Origin of the sequence: Nocardioides ginsengisoli (assembly GCF_039537225.1) — a bacterium.
Classification (GTDB): domain Bacteria; phylum Actinomycetota; class Actinomycetes; order Propionibacteriales; family Nocardioidaceae; genus Nocardioides; species Nocardioides ginsengisoli.
On record NZ_BAABAC010000033.1, the window covers coordinates 26,158 to 40,967 of the forward strand.

At 73.9% G+C, this 14,810-nt stretch carries 13 protein-coding genes; 3 read left to right on the forward strand and 10 right to left on the reverse strand.

The window, feature by feature from the left end; all coding sequences use genetic code 11:
- Positions 1-358: 358 nt before the first annotated feature.
- From AB4880_RS17580 to AB4880_RS17590, 3 genes are read right to left on the reverse strand one after another with little or no spacing between them, the layout of a single operon-like run.
- Entirely contained in the window at positions 359-2,998 is a 2,640-nt protein-coding gene (locus tag AB4880_RS17580; RefSeq protein WP_367920523.1) for an FtsX-like permease family protein, read from the reverse strand.
- Positions 2,995-3,714 carry an ABC transporter ATP-binding protein gene (locus AB4880_RS17585; RefSeq protein WP_367920524.1) on the reverse strand — a complete coding sequence of 240 codons (720 nt, stop codon included), beginning with the start codon at positions 3,712-3,714 and terminating at the stop codon, positions 2,995-2,997. The genes AB4880_RS17580 and AB4880_RS17585 overlap by 4 nt, the downstream gene beginning before the upstream one ends.
- The gene (locus AB4880_RS17590; protein WP_367920525.1) at positions 3,711-4,361 is read right to left on the reverse strand and encodes a PadR family transcriptional regulator; all 651 of its coding nucleotides are present in this window, start codon (positions 4,359-4,361) and stop codon (positions 3,711-3,713) included. The genes AB4880_RS17585 and AB4880_RS17590 overlap by 4 nt, the downstream gene beginning before the upstream one ends.
- Before the next feature lie 115 nt (positions 4,362-4,476).
- Here AB4880_RS17590 and AB4880_RS17595 point away from each other — a divergent pair, with 115 nt between their 5' ends.
- On the forward strand, positions 4,477-5,247 hold the full coding sequence (locus tag AB4880_RS17595) for an SDR family oxidoreductase (protein ID WP_367920526.1): 771 nt from the start codon (positions 4,477-4,479) through the stop codon (positions 5,245-5,247).
- Here AB4880_RS17595 and AB4880_RS17600 read toward each other — a convergent pair.
- The 6 genes from AB4880_RS17600 to rocD all read right to left on the reverse strand — a co-directional run bounded on the left by AB4880_RS17600 (position 5,204) and on the right by rocD (position 11,396).
- Positions 5,204-6,298 carry a VanZ family protein gene (locus AB4880_RS17600; protein WP_367920527.1) on the reverse strand — a complete coding sequence of 365 codons (1,095 nt, stop codon included), beginning with the start codon at positions 6,296-6,298 and terminating at the stop codon, positions 5,204-5,206. The genes AB4880_RS17595 and AB4880_RS17600 overlap by 44 nt on opposite strands.
- Before the next feature lie 15 nt (positions 6,299-6,313).
- Positions 6,314-6,997 carry a histidine phosphatase family protein gene (locus tag AB4880_RS17605; protein ID WP_367920528.1) on the reverse strand — a complete coding sequence of 228 codons (684 nt, stop codon included), beginning with the start codon at positions 6,995-6,997 and terminating at the stop codon, positions 6,314-6,316.
- A gap of 10 nt (positions 6,998-7,007) precedes the next feature.
- A complete protein-coding gene (locus AB4880_RS17610; protein WP_367920529.1) occupies positions 7,008-8,051 on the reverse strand; it encodes a phosphotransferase family protein in 1,044 nt (347 codons plus the stop codon).
- Positions 8,044-8,817, reverse strand: a complete 774-nt coding sequence (locus AB4880_RS17615) for an SDR family NAD(P)-dependent oxidoreductase (RefSeq protein WP_367920530.1) — start codon at positions 8,815-8,817, stop codon at positions 8,044-8,046. The genes AB4880_RS17610 and AB4880_RS17615 overlap by 8 nt, the downstream gene beginning before the upstream one ends.
- 78 nt (positions 8,818-8,895) lie before the next feature.
- Positions 8,896-10,173 (reverse strand): Glu/Leu/Phe/Val family dehydrogenase, encoded by a 1,278-nt coding sequence (locus AB4880_RS17620; RefSeq protein WP_367920531.1) that lies wholly within the window; start codon positions 10,171-10,173, stop codon positions 8,896-8,898.
- Positions 10,170-11,396, reverse strand: coding sequence for an ornithine--oxo-acid transaminase (rocD, locus tag AB4880_RS17625; protein WP_367920532.1), 1,227 nt, complete (start codon positions 11,394-11,396; stop codon positions 10,170-10,172). The genes AB4880_RS17620 and rocD overlap by 4 nt, the downstream gene beginning before the upstream one ends.
- Before the next feature lie 76 nt (positions 11,397-11,472).
- Here rocD and pruA point away from each other — a divergent pair, with 76 nt between their 5' ends.
- The gene (gene pruA / locus AB4880_RS17630) at positions 11,473-13,146 is read left to right on the forward strand and encodes an L-glutamate gamma-semialdehyde dehydrogenase (RefSeq protein WP_367920533.1); all 1,674 of its coding nucleotides are present in this window, start codon (positions 11,473-11,475) and stop codon (positions 13,144-13,146) included.
- A gap of 42 nt (positions 13,147-13,188) precedes the next feature.
- Positions 13,189-14,040, forward strand: a complete 852-nt coding sequence (locus tag AB4880_RS17635; protein ID WP_367920534.1) for a MurR/RpiR family transcriptional regulator — start codon at positions 13,189-13,191, stop codon at positions 14,038-14,040.
- A gap of 11 nt (positions 14,041-14,051) precedes the next feature.
- On the opposite strand, the gene AB4880_RS17640 is transcribed toward AB4880_RS17635, so the two are convergent.
- On the reverse strand, positions 14,052-14,810 hold a 759-nt coding region (locus AB4880_RS17640; protein WP_367920535.1), incomplete at its 5' end, for a HEAT repeat domain-containing protein.

Sequence of the window (14,810 nt, forward strand, 5' to 3'; positions counted from 1 at the left end):
ACCGGCGATGCGATGTGCACGAGCGCGTCGCCCGCGGTGACGATCGGCGCGCGGGTCAGCCCGATCACGATGCCCTGCTCGTCGCCCTCACGGCGACCCCTCACCGCTGCCACCGCGGCCCCCGGCGCCGATGCTCCGACCGCGGTGGCGCTGGCCGTCCTGGCGCTCGCGGTCGCGGCGCTCGTCCGCCTCACCGCCACAGGTGTGCGCGCGCTGCGGCCACGACGGGGGTGTCGAGAAGGACCTTCATGCGCTCAGCGGGTCGCCGGGACCGCCGTCCTCCCCCACCGCCAGCTCTTCGGGCGATGCCACCAACGGCAGGCGGCGCGGGCCACGTGACCAGGTCGGTCTGGTCGACCTAGTCGATCCGCGCGACCAGCGGCAGCCGGCTCCGCGCGCACGCCCCCACCACGAGCGCCGTCAGCAGCGGCAGGCCGAGGACGACCGCGCCGAGCAGGGTCCACGGGATGACGAGGCTGGTGGCGCCGGTCTGGAAGTCGTGGGTCAGCGGGCCGCTGATCGCGACGCCGGGGATGAACCCGATCGGCGCGCCCAGCAGTGCGCCGACCAGGCCGACGACCAGGGCGTAGGCCGCTGCGACCCCGCGCCGGGTCCGGGGGCGGGCGCCGACGGCGGCCATGGTGGCGAGGTCGGGACGCGCGTCGGAGAGGGCGAGGAAGGTGGCGGTGAGCGTGCCGCCGAGCATCAGGATCGCACCGAGGACGGCGAGCACCAGCTTGATGATCCGGGTCTCGGCCGAGGGCTGGAAGCCGCGCTCGACGGACAGCGAGGCGTGCGACGCGGTGGCGGCGAGCTCCTCGTCGACGCGCTGCGCGGCAGCCCCGTCGATCGTCGGCAGGACGGCGATCGCGGTCGTCGCGGTCGGCAGGTGCAGGCGCTTCGCGGCGACCGGGGAGAGTACGGCGGCGGCGGGCTGCGCGCGGCCGGGGATCTCGGCCGCGACCATCGAGAACGCCGCGGTGGCGCGGGTCTTCACCTCGCCGCCGCCCGGCGGGGTCTCGCCCACGGTGACGGTGACCTGGCCACCGCTCGGCACGGCGCTCGAGACCTGACTGTGCAGCAGCACGATGCCGCCGCCCGCGAGCGCCCGATCGGCCACGACCCGGCTGTCGTCGCCGACGCCGAGGTAGGCGGGCAGGGCGTCGGCCACGACGTAGCCGGTGCCGAGCACGCCCCAGTAGCTGGTCTGGATCTCGGCGCCATCCTGCGCGAAGCTCACCATCAGCGAGTAGTCGTCGGTGTCGGTGACCACGCCGGTGACCCGCTGGCGCGGCGCGTCGGGCAGGCCCTTGGTCAGGATCTGCTCGATCTGCGCGACGTCGGCAGGCGTCGCGTCGGTCGGCACGTCGACCACGCCGTAGCCGAGCTGCAGCATCGGCTGGTAGGTCTTCTCGTCGTGGTCGGCCTGGCTGCTCACCGCGATGCCGAGCGCGACGACTCCGGCGACGGTGGCGCCGACGGCGGCGATCGCGGGCACGGTGCGGGTGCGGTGGCGGGCCGCGTCGCGCGCGGCGAACCGCAGCGGCAGCGGCAGCCGCGCGGACAGCCGGGCGACGGTCGCGATCGCGACCGGGACCAGGAAGATCATGCCGACCACGGAGATGATCGCCGCGCTGCCCACCAGCAGCGGCGAGCTGCCGCCACCGGGGCGCGAGCCGGCGAACGAGCCGGCGATGCCGACGCCGATCAGCGCCAGACCGACCACCGGCGAGCGCCGCGACGGGCGCCCCTCGCCGCGCCGTCCGGCGAGCACCGCGACGGCGTCCTGCCGCGAGGCGGCAAAGGCCGGGACGACGGCCGCGAGCACCGCCGACGCGAAGCCGAAGGCGGCCACCACGGCCACCATCGCCCACGGCACCTCGAACGGGCCGAACCAGCTCGCGTCGACCGTCTGCGCGATCGGCACGGCGAGCACCGCGACGACGATGCCCCAGGCGACGCCGAACAGGCCGCCGAGGGCGCCGACGACCACCCCCGACGCGAGGACGGTACGGCGTGCCTGGGCCGGCGTCCCGCCGCTGGCCGCGACCAGGGCGAGCGTGTGGGCCTGCGCCCGCGCCCGGACCGCGAACGCCGGGCCGGCGAGCAGCACCACCTCGAGCAGCACCATCGCGACGACCAGGGCGAGCACGGTGATCGTCTCCTGGCTGACCGGCTGCACCTGCCCGCGCAGGTCCGGTGAGAGCGCGGACTCGGGCGGCGGGTCGGAGATCACCTGCCGCGACGCGACGAGTGCGCCGATGCCGTTGAGCTTGCGGACGTCGCCCCAGGTGACCGGGCCGCCGCCGACGAGCCATTCGGCCGGGCCGTCGTCGGGCGTGACCGGCAGCGCCCCGGGCAGGACGCCCGCCCACTCGAAGGACCGGCTGCCGGCATAGTCGGCGACGCCGACGATGCGCAGCGCGCGCGGCTGCGGACCGTCGGCCGTCTTGCGGCCGAGGACGAGCAGGTCGCCGATCCCGGGGCCACGCTCGACGAGGGCGGGATTGACCACGACCTCGTCGCTCGTGCGTGGGAGGTGCCCCGCCTCGAGCCGGAACAGCCCGGCCGCGAGCGGGTCGTGGAGGTCGACCTCGAGCAGGCCGGTGTCGGCCACGCCGTGGGCGGTCTGGAAGTCGGAGGAGGTGGTGCGCAACGGGATCATCGGCCGGTCGCCGATCACCGCGCGGATCCGGCCCGCGGTCAGCGCCCGGGCCTCACCGCCCCAGCTGCTGCCGTCGTCGGGGTCGAACTGCTGGTCGACATCGGTGCCGACCGGCGAGATCAGCGCGGCAGCGGCGCCCATCCGCCGCTCGACGCTCTCGGGCCCACTGAGGTCGGCGGTGCGCCACACGATGGCCGCGGCGGTCACCGCGACGACCGGCATGCAGATCAGGAAGAGCATGAGGAGGGTCTGGCTGCGCCGTCGCCAGGCCTCGCGCCGGGCCAGCCGCAGCGCGACCCGCCAGCCGCCGAGTCGGCTGCCCGTCGTGGTCATCGGCCCGCGGCCTCGGTGAGGACCTCGGCGCGGTCGGCACCGGTCTCGTCGACCACCACGCCGTCGCGCAGGAAGACGACCCGGTCGGCCCAGGCGGCGTGCCGCGCCTCGTGGGTGACCAGGACGCCGGCCGCGCCCGCGTCGCAGCGCGCCCGGAGCAGGCGCAGGATCTCCTCGCCGGTCTCGGTGTCGAGCGCGCCGGTCGGCTCGTCGGCGAGGATCAGCCGCCGCTCACCGATCACCGCCCGGGCGATGGCGACCCGCTGCTGCTGCCCGCCGGACATGTCGTCGGGGAAGCGGTCGGCGAGGTCGAGGATGCCGACCTCCTCGAGCGCGGCCCGGGCCTCGGCGCGGGCCTGGCGCGGGGCGACGCCGTCGAGCTCACGCGGGAGCGCGACGTTCTCGGCGGCGGTGAGCGCGGGGATCAGGTTGAAGCCCTGGAAGACGTAGCCGATCGAGGTACGCCGCATCCGGGCGCGCCCCTGCTGGCCGAGCCGGGCCAGGTCGACGCCCTCGACGGTGACCGCGCCGCTGGTCGGGCTGTCGAGCCCGCCGGCGATGGTGAGCAGGGTCGACTTGCCGGACCCGGACGGCCCCATCACCGCGACCAGCTCGCCGGGGTGGGCGGCGAAGGAGACGCCGCGCAGCGCCTGGACCTGGTGCGGCGCCTCGCCGTGGACCCGGACCACGTCGGTGAGCTGCAGGACGGCGCTCATCGGGCACTCCGCTCGCTGGCCGGGGTGGTCGGGGTGGTCGGGGTGGTCGGGGTGGTCGGGGTGGTCGGGGCGGTCGGGGCCGTGGCCGAGGGGGCGGGCGCCGGAGCCGCCGCGGCCCGCTCGACCGCCGCCCGCCGCAGCCGCGCCTCGCCGTGGTCGAGCCAGCGGATCTCGGCCTCCGCGGCGAAGACCAGCGAGTCGAGCACCAGGCTCCATGCCAGGTCGGACGGCGCGTCGCCGGACCCCGCCTGCCGCTTGAGCCGGGTGTAGTCCTGCAGCGCGGCCATGGTGGCGCTGCGCTGCTGCTGGATGACGGACCCGACGTCGACGCCGGGCACGGTCACCGCGAGCGCGAGCTTGATCGCGAGCTCGTCACGCGGCGGCTGGGTGCGCGCGACCGGGGTGGTGAACCAGCTCGCGACCTCGGTGCGGCCGGCGGCGGTGATCCGGTAGATGACGTGCCCCTCGGCGTCCTCGCCGTCGGCGCCGACGAGGCCGTCGCGCTCGAGACGGGTCAGGGTCGTGTAGACCTGCCCGACGTTGAGCGGCCAGGTGGTGCCGGTGCGCTGCTCGAACTCCGCGCGCAGCTGGTAGCCGTACATCGGCTCCTGCTCGAGCAGGGCGAGCAGTGCGTGCTTGACGGACATCGGGCCTCCACGGGTCGGGTGCGCACCCCTGCATACTGGGTATGGTCCATGTATACCCGGTATAGCCCCGGCCTGTCGAGCCGCCGCGGCAGCGCGGTGCGCGAGACTCGGGCGCATGGGGCAGCACGCGAAGACGATCCTGATCACCGGCGCGTCCAGCGGCCTGGGCGCCGAGATGGCCCGCCAGTTCGCCGCCAAGGGGTACGACGTCGGGCTCGCCGCCCGCCGTACCGAACGGCTCGCGGAGCTCGCCGCCGAGATCACGACGGCCCACCCCGAGCGCCGGGTCGCCCACCGCGCGCTCGACGTCACCGACCACGCGGCCGTGTTCGGTGTCTTCGGCGAGCTGCGCGAGGAGCTCGGCCATGTCGACCGGGTCGTCGTCAACGCCGGCCTGGGCAAGGGCGCCAAGCTGGGCACCGGCCGCTTCGACGCCAATCTCGAGACCGCGATGACCAACTTCGTCGGCGCGCTGGCCCAGACCGAGGCCGCGATGGAGATCTTCCGCGCCCAGGAGGCCGGCCACCTGGTGACGGTGTCGTCGATGTCGGCCGTGCGCGGGATGCCGTCGTCGATGACGACCTATGCCGCCACCAAGGCCGGCGTCGCCCACCTCGCCGAGGGCCTGCGCACGGAGCTGCACGGCACCCGCCTGCAGAAGCGGATCAAGGTGAGCGTGCTCTACCCCGGCTACATCCGCTCGGAGATGAACGACAAGGTCGACCAGTCGACGCCGCTCATGTCCTCGACCGAGAAGGGCGTCCGGGCGATGGTCGCGGCGATCGAGAAGGAGGTCGCCGACGCCTACGTCCCGCCGCTGCCGTGGGCCGCGATGGCGCCGGTCATGCGCCACGCCCCGCTCGGGGTGCTGAAGAGGCTGATCTGACCGGCGGCAGCACGATCTCGAGGTCCAGGCCCGACAGGACATGCGCGAGGCCACGGTGCTCGCGCGTGCGGACCGCGGCCACCACGCTGAGCAGCGCGAACCCCGCCAGCACCGGGCCCGTCCAGGCCCCTGGCGTCGCGAGCAGCGCGAGCATCGCCCCCACCCCGGTGACCAGCTTGACCACCCGCGCGAGCAGCACCGGGCGGCGCCGCGCGACCGCCCGCACCGACACCACCCACTCGCCGATGGTCCGTCCGGCCAGCAGCACCGCGGCGGCCTCGATCACCGCGGGCACGCCCCACTGGAGCAGCCGCTGCGGGTGAGTCGGGAGGTCGTCGTACGGCACCTCGTCGAGGTAGATCTGGACCGCCCGATAGGCCACCACCAGCGCCGCCCCGGTGAGCATGACGAACAGGACGTCGCACGTCATCCCGATCAGCCGCCGCCCCAGCGTGATCGCGGTCGGCCACACGATCTCGGGCCGCTCGCGCCGGACGACGATCGCCGAGGCGAGCGAGCCGAGGGTCGCGCCGAGCGTGTTGATCATCAGGTCGTCGACGTCGAAGAGCCGGTAGGCGCAGGAGTAGAGGTGCCACACGCCCGTGGCCTGGGTGGTCTCGATGAGCAGCGACGTCCCGAACCCGAGGATCGTCGCGACCACCACGCCGCGGCGCAGCACCTTGCGCACGAAGTAGCCGAGCGGCACGAACAGCAGCACGTTGAGCGCCACCTGCAAGAACGCCGGGTCGTGCACGAGCGCCGACACGCCCGCCCGCGACCCGAGACCGCCCCAGTCGATCGCCTTGACCGTGTCGAAGGGCACCGTCTGCCTGCCCACGCAGCGGTAGTCGCCGTTCTCGGGCATCGGGAGCAGCGTGTAGGTCCACAGCGCGAGCCCGTAGACCGCCGCGGACAGCAGGATCGCCAGGTCGCGCGGGCCGAGCCGGCCGTCGCGGCGGTACTCGACGGCGGCGACCGGGATCAGCAGCAGCACGGCCGCCACGGAGCCGAGGGCGGTGGCGAGGAGGCCGTTGACGAGCTGGTCGGACACGGGCCCACCGTAGGGCTAGCGGTAGGTCAGCAGCTCCCGCGGCACGTGCGGGTGCTCGTTGAACGTCAGCAGCCGGGCTCCGGTGGCGCCCACGATCACCCGCGTCACCGAGGTGTTCGCGATGACCGTGTTGAACCGCGCCCACACCGGCCCGAGCGCCGCGGCGTCCCCCACCGCCGCCGGTACGACGAGCAGCGCGGCCAGCGCCGCGATCACTCCGCCCGAGGTGACGACGAGCGTCGGACCGGGGCGGGCCGCGGCGGCGTCGAGGGCCGCGCGGGCGCGGGCGAGGAAGGCGTCGTACGGCTCGGGGTAGCCGTCGGCCGCGCCGGCGGCGGCCCAGTGGGCGGTGGAGATCTCGAACTGCTCCTGGAAGGCGCGGCGGTCGAGGCCGTGGTCGACGACGCCGCCGGTGATCTCGGCGAAGCGGGCGAGGACGGCGGTGTGGTCGAACTCCGCCCAGTCCTCGTCGACCTCGGCGTCGAGGACCCCGGCGTCGGGCAGGGTGGACGCTATCGCCTCCCACGTCTCCCGGTGCCGGCGCATCCCGCCGTGCACCACGGACGTCGGCAGCGGTCCGTGCGCGGCGAGCCAGCGGCCGAGCGTTCGCCCCTGCTCCCACCCGGTCTCGGAGAGGACGTCGTAGTCGTCGGCGCCGAACGACGCCTGGCCGTGGCGGACCAGCAGCAGCACACCCATGAGCAGCCCCTCAGCCGAACAGGATCCGGCGGCAGCGCGCCTCGAGATAGCCGACGGCCGGCCCGAAGACGGCGTACGCCCGGTTGGTGGTCTGGCCGGTCGCGTAGCGGTACCAGATCTGCTGCGCGATCACCGCGAGCCGGAACAGCCCGTAGACCTCGTAGAACCGCAGCTCGTCGGCGCTCAGGGTGAGCCCGCGCCGGTCGAGGTAGGCGTCGACGAGCTGCTGCCGCGTCCACATCCCCGGCTCGGTCGTGGGCTGGCGGCGGAAGGCGAGGAAGAACTCGTCGTCGTCGGCCTGCACCCAGTAGGCGAGCGCGCAGCCGAGGTCCATCAGCGGGTCGCCGACGGTGGCGAGCTCCCAGTCCAGGACGCCGATCACGCGGGTCGGGTCGTCGGGCGCGAGCACCAGGTTGTCGAAGCGGAAGTCGTTGTGGATCATCGCCGACCCGGCGTCCGCCGGCTGGTTCTGGTCGAGCCAGCCGGTGATGTCGGACCAGTCGCCGGTGTCGTCGGTGCGCGCGTTGGCGAGACGGGTGGTCCAGCCGCCGATCTGGCGGGCGACGTAGCCCTGGCCCTTGTCGAGCGCCGCGAGCCCCGCTACGGCGGACACGTCGATCGCGTGCAGCGCGACCAGCGTGTCGACGGCCGCGTCGCACAGCGCCGACGTCTGCTCCGGCGTCATCGCGAAGCCGAAGTCGCGGCGCGGGATGCTGCCGTCGAGCCGCTCCATGACGTACAGCTCGCTGCCGACCGGGCTCTCCTCGGCGCTCGCGTAGGCGACCATCGTCGGCACCTGCGGGAAGACCGGCTTGAGCGCATCCTGGATCCGGAACTCCCGGCCCATGTCGTGCGCGCCGCGCGCCTTGGTGCCGGCCGGCGGCCGCCTGAGGATCAGGTCGGGGCCGTCGGCCATGACCAGCAGATAGGTCAGGTTCGACGCGCCGCCGGGGAACTGGCGCACCTCGGCGATCGGGCCGCGGCTCAGCCACGCCTCGACCGCCGGTACGTCGAAGGCATCCTCGTCGCGGACCGGGCGGGACTCGTCAGTCATCCGCCAGTGCCTCCAGCTTGCGGGCCTGCGCGCGCATCACCGCGTCGTACGACGTCCGGTCGGCCAGCTTGAGCTCGTACGCCGACCGCGCGGCCGGGTCGGGCAGGATCACCTCGACGCCGGCGTCGATCGCGTCGAGCACGGCCGCCGCGATCTCGTCGGGGCCGAGCGGCGCGTCCTCGACGAGCCGGCTCATCACCGTCTGCAGCGCGGCGTCGCGGCCCTCGACCCCGGCCATCAGGTTGGTCCGGAAGTAGGACGGGCAGACCACGTGCGCCGTCACGCCGTACGACGCCAGCTCGTGGCCGGTCGTCTCGGTCAGCGCCACGACCGCCGCCTTGGTCGCGTTGTAGCCGGCCATCCCGGCCGGGTGGACCAGCCCGGCGAGCGACGCGACGTTGACGATCCGCCCGCCGCGCTGGCGCTTGAGCATCGGCGTGAACGTCGCCGTCCCCCGCACCGCGCCGAGCAGGTTGATGTCGACCAGCCGCTGCCACTCGTCGATGCCGGCCACGTCGAGCCGGCCGCCACCGGCGATCCCGGCGTTGTTGACGAGGACGTCGAGCCCGCCCCACGTCGTCTCGACGTGGTCGCGGACCGCGGCCCAGTCGGCGTCGCTGGTGATGTCGAGCGGGTGGATGCCCGCACCGGAGGCGCGATCGGTGCGCAGCACCTGCGCGCCGCGCGCCTCCCAGGCGGCGGCGAGGGCCGCACCCAGGCCGGAGGCGGCGCCGGTGACGAGGACTCGGAGTGGGGCGTCGGTCACCCGGCCGACCCTACCGAGGCCCTCGTCCCGGCGACGCGGGCAACCGCCCAGCGACCACCCGTTCGGCGGATGCGCGACCTACGGGTAGAGCCCCCGCGCAAGGTGCGCGTTGGCGACCGTCTCGACGGCGAGCGTCGTCGCGGCGCGGCGCAGCGAGATGTCGCGGCGGGCGGCGTAGCCGACGACGCCCTCCCAGGCGGCCTGCATCCGCTCGGCGAGGCGGGCGTTGACGTCGTCCTCGCTCCACCAGTAGGCCTGGTTGGCCTGGACCCATTCGAAGTACGACACGATCACGCCGCCCGCGTTGGCCAGGATGTCCGGGACGACGAGCACGCCCGCCGCCTCCAGCACCGCGTCGGCCGCCGGGGTGGTCGGCCCGTTCGCGCCCTCCGTGATAACCGAGGCCCGCACCCGGTGGGCGTTGTCGGCGTTGAGGACCGCCTCGACGGCGGCCGGGACCAGCAGGTCGACGTCGAGGTGGAGCAGCTCCTCGCCGTCGTCCAGCGGCTCGGACGCCGCGAAGCCCACGACGCTGCCGGTCTCGTCGACGTGCCGCATCAGGGCCGGGACGCCGAGGCCCGCGGGGTCGTGCACTGCGCCGTACTGGTCGCTGACGGCGACCACCCGCACGCCCGCCTCGGCCAGCAGCCGCGCCGCGTCGCGGCCGACCTTGCCGAAGCCCTGGACGGCGGCGGTCGCGCCGGCGGCGACGATGCCCCGGTGGGCGAGCGCGGCGAGCGCCACGTGGACGACGCCGCGCGAGGTGGCGCTGGCCCGGCCGAGCGAGCCGCCGAGGGCGACCGGCTTGCCGGTGACGACGCCGAGGACGGTGTGGCCGCGGTTGACGGAGTAGGTGTCCATCATCCACGACATCACCTGCTCGTCGGTGCCGATGTCGGGCGCGGGGATGTCGGTGGTCGGGCCGAGGATCGGCATGATCTCGCTGGTGTAGCGGCGGGTGACGCGCTGGATCTCGCCGCGCGAGTAGCCGCGCGGGTCGAAGGCGACGCCGCCCTTCGCGCCGCCGTACGGGATGTTCACGAGGGCGCACTTCCAGGTCATCCACATCGCCAGCGCGCGGACCTCGTCGAGCGTCACGTCGGGGCTGAACCGGACGCCGCCCTTGGCCGGACCGCGTGACAGGTTGTGCTGGACCCGGTGGCCGACGAGCACCTCGACGCTGCCGTCGTCGCGGCGCAGCGGGACCGACACGGTCACCTCGCGGCGCGGAGTGGCGAGCATGTCGAGCATGCCGGGGCCGTAGTCGAGCGCCGCGATCGCGTCGGCGAGCTGGCTGCGGGCGGCGACGAGCGGGTTGCGGTCGTGCGTGGGCGCCGCCGCGAGCGTGCCGGTCATCGCCGCGCCTCCTCCAGCACGGTGCGCAGGGTGACGACGAGCAGGTCGATGTCGGACTCCGACGCGACCAGCGGCGGCGCGAAGCGGACCGTGGAGCCGTGGGTGTCCTTGGCCAGGATCCCGTGCCTCATCAGGCCCTCGCAGACCTCGCGGCCGGTGAGCAGCGCCGGGTCGACGTCGACGCCGGCCCACAGCCCCCGCACCCGTACGGCGACCAGCCCGGCGCCGACCAGCTCCTGCAGGCCCGCCTCGAGCCGCGCGCCCAGCGCCTGCGCCCGCTGCTGGAACTCGCCGGTCGCCAGCAGCCGCACCACCTCGTGGCCGATGGCCGCGGCGAGCGGGTTGCCGCCGAAGGTCGAGCCGTGGGTGCCGGGGCGGACCACGTCGAGCACCTCGTGGTCGGCCGCGATCGCGGACACCGGGTAGAGCCCACCGCCGAGAGCCTTGCCGAGGATGTAGACGTCCGGGACGACGTCCTCGTGGTCGCACGCGAAGGTGCGGCCGGTGCGGGCCAGGCCGGACTGGATCTCGTCGGCGACCATCAGCACGTTGCGCTCGGTGCACAGCTCGCGCAGCGCGCGCAGGAAGCCCTCGGGCGGGACGACGACCCCGCCCTCGCCCTGGATCGGCTCGAAGAGCACCGCCACGGTGGACTCTTCGATCGCCGCGGCGACCGCGTCGATGTCGCCGTACGGGACGCCGACGAAGCCGGGCGTGAACGGCCCGAAGTCGGCGGTCGCGACGTCGTCGTCGGAGAAGCTGACGATGGTCGTCGTCCGGCCGTGGAAGTTGCCGTGCATCGTGATGATGCGCGCCGTGCCGGGCGCGACGCCCTTGACCTGGTAGCCCCACTTCCGGCTGACCTTGATCGCGGTCTCGACGGCCTCGGCGCCGGAGTTCATCGGCAGCACGGCGTCCTTGCCGGTGAGCTCGGCGAGCGCCTGCGCGAACGGCCCGAGCTGGTCGTTGAAGAAGGCCCGGCTGGTGAGGGTGAGCCGCTGCAGCTGCTCGGCCGCGCGGGCGACCAGCGCCGGGTGGCCGTGGCCGAAGTTGAGGGCGGAGTAGCCGGCGAGACAGTCGAGGTAGCGGCGACCCTCCACGTCGGTCACCCACGCGCCGTCACCGGACGCGAGCACCACCGGCAGCGGGTGGTAGTTGTGCGCGGCGTGCGCCTCGGTGAGCGCGATGTGGGACGAGGTGAGCTCGGTGGTGGTCGTCGTCATGTCCATAGAATGATTCATTCCACTTTGCTTCGCAAGGGGCTATTCTGAAATCTCTATTACGAAGGAGGAGACCCCCGTGGACTCGATCACCCGTGTGCCGGCGCCCATCAACGAGCCGGTGCTCGACTACGCCCCCGGCAGCCCCGAGCGGGACGCGCTCAACGCCGCTCTCGCCGAGCTCGCCAACCACCCGACCGCGCTTCCCCACGTCATCGGCGGCCGGCCCGTCGTGGGCGAGGGCGCCGAGATCGACGTCCGCTCGCCGCACGACCACAAGCTGCGACTCGGCTCGCTCCGCAACGCCACCACGGACGACGCCCACGCCGCCGTCGCCGCCGCCCGGGCGGCCGCGCCCGCCTGGCGCGCCCTGCCGTACGACGAGCGCGCCGCCGTCTTCCTGCGCGCGGCCGACCTGCTCGCCGGCCCGTGGCGGGCCCGCCTGGTGGCGGCCACCATGCTCGGGCAGTCGAAGACGTCGTACCAGGCGGAGATCGACGCAGCCTGCGAGCTCATCGACTTCTGGCGCTTCAACGCCCACTTCGGTCGCGAGATCCTCGCCGAGCAGCCGGTCGCCAACAGCCGCGGCGTCTGGAACCGCACCGACCACCGCCCGCTCGAGGGCTTCGTCTACGCGATCACCCCGTTCAACTTCACCGCCATCGCCGGCAACCTGCCCACCGCGCCCGCGCTGATGGGCAACACCGTCGTGTGGAAGCCGTCGCCCACCCAGCAGCTCGCCGCGTCGCTGACCATGCAGCTGCTGCAGGAGGCGGGACTCCCGCCGGGCGTCATCAACATGGTGACCGGCGACGGCCTCGCCGTGTCGGAGGTCGTGCTCGCGCAGCCCGACCTGGCCGGCATCCACTTCACCGGCTCCACCGCGACCTTCCGCCATCTCTGGCGCGAGACGGCGCAGCGGGTGGACTCCTATGCGGCGTACCCCCGTCTGGTCGGCGAGACCGGCGGCAAGGACTTCGTGCTCGCCGCGCCGTGCGCCGACCCGGTCGCGCTGCGGACCGCGCTGATCCGCGGCGCCTTCGAGTACCAGGGCCAGAAGTGCTCGGCCGCCTCGCGCGCCTACGTCCCCACCAGCGTGTGGGAGCAGATCCGCGAGGACCTCGCCGAGATCGTCGACGCGCTGCCGATGGGCGACGTCCGCGACCACCGCAACTTCATCGGCGCCGTCATCGACGAGCGCGCGTTCGCCAAGCACCGCGCGGTGCTCGACGAGGCGCAGGCCGACCCGAAGGTCGAGGTCGTCGCCGGCGGCACGTACGACGACAGCAAGGGCTGGTTCGTCCGGCCCACCGTGCTGCGCATCGACGACCCGGAGCACCCGGCGTTCGCGACCGAGTACTTCGGGCCCATCCTCGCCGTCCACGTCTACGACGACAGCGTGCCCGGCGCGCTCGACGCGATCGTCGACCTGGTGGACGCCACCTCGCCGTACGCGCTGACGGGGGCGGTCTTCGCGACCGACCGGACCGTCGTCCACCACCTGTCGGAGCGGCTGCGCTTCGCGGCCGGCAACTTCTACGTCAACGACAAGCCGACCGGCGCCGTCGTCGGCCAGCAGCCCTTCGGCGGCGGCCGCGCGTCGGGCACCAACGACAAGGCCGGCGCGGCGACCAACCTGCTGCGCTGGACCAGCCCGCGCTCGATCAAGGAGACCTTCGTCCCCGCCGTCGCGTACGCGTACCCGCACATGCAGGACCCGCGCGAGGTCGACCTCACCGACCGGGTCTGGTGATGGCTCCCCTGACGGCGGTCGCCGCGTTGGTAGGTTGCGACCGTGAGTGAGATCCCCGGTGGGCATGCGTCGGTGCGCAAGCTCCTCATGTCCACCCTCGACGAGCTCAGCAACAGCGAGCGCAAGGTCGGGCGGGCGCTCCTCGCCCAGTACCCCACCGCCGGTCTGACCACCGTCGTCGACCTCGCCACGGCTGCCTCGGTCAGCCCGCCCACCGTGGTCCGCTTCGTGACCCGGCTGGGCTTCCCGGGCTTCCCGGCGTTCCAGCGCGCGCTGGTCCACGAGCTCAACGGCGAGCTGGGCTCGCCGCTGAAGCAATACCCCGAGAAGGGCGGCCCGTCCGAGGCGGGCGTGCTGACCGAGACCCATCAGGCGTTCGCGGCCATGCTGTCGGCGTCGTACGACGAGCTCCCGGAGTCGGAGTTCGCCAAGCTGGTCAAGCTGCTGTGCGACCCGGCCCGCGAGGTCCGGGTCGCCGGCGGCCGGTTCAGCAGCTCGGTCTCGGAGTACCTCGTCGCCCACCTCCGCCTGCTCCGCTCCGGCGTCCACCACGTCAGCAACGACGACCTCGATCGCCGTACGACGATGGCGGACGCGTCGGCCAGCACGGTCTTCGTCATCTACGACTACCGCCGCTACACCGAGCAGAACCTGGTCTTCGCGGAGCGGATGGCCGCCCGCGGCGCGACCGTCTGCCTGATGACCGACAACTGGCTCTCGCCGATCGCGAAGATCGCCCGCGTGGTGCTGCCCACCCGCGTCGACTCGGCCTCCCCCTTCGACTCCCTGGTGGCGTCGATGGCGGTCACCGAGAGCATCGTCGCGGCGGTCGCGGCCGAGCTGGGTGACGCGGGCGTGAAGCGGCTGGAGCTGCTGGAGGAGTCGCCGGAGTAGCGGCGGCGCGACTAGTCGAAGTTGGCCGCGAGCTGGGCGAGCGCGGATCGCTCGCGCAGCTCGCGCTCGGCGGCCTCGTCGTCGGCCAGCCGCTCCAGCACGAGGCCGAGGAACTCCGGCGCGCGGTGCGGCGCGATGTCGAGCATCTCGTCCATCAGCCGCCACCGGGCGAACGCGTCGCCGTCCGGCCGGCCGTGCGCGCGCCGCCGGTAGAGCCGGGCGACGCCGTCGATCACGTCGCCCCCGGGCCCGGCCGGGTCGGTCAGCCGACAAGCCACCTCGGCGGTGCGGTCGTCCTCTTCGTCCCAGCCGTCGCGGTGCTCCAGCACGAGCTCGTGCAGCTGGGGATCCCCGAGCGCCGCCGCGGCCACCAGCTCGAGCCGCCAGAGGTCGCCGCTCGGTCGGGACAGGGCGGCGCGAACCCGTGGCAGGGCCCGCGGATCGCGCCGGTAGGCCAGGCCGAGCAGCGCTTCCGAGCGGGTATCGCGGTCGATGTCGTCCAGCCGCGCCGCGAGTGCCTCCCGCAGCTCGGGGGTGTCGATCTCCCGCCACTGCTCGCCGAGAGCGAAGCACGCGGCATCGCGCACGCGTGGGTCGGCGTCGACGGTGAGCCCCGAAAACGGAGTCGCCGCGCCAGAACCATCCACCGTTCGACGCGGATTCGGTCCCGTAGCGCCGAATCGGGCCGAACCGTGGATGGTTGCGATCACCTCCGCCGCGAGCCGGCCCCCAAAAGCCGAGTCGTGTGCCTGAGAACCCGCCCAGACGAG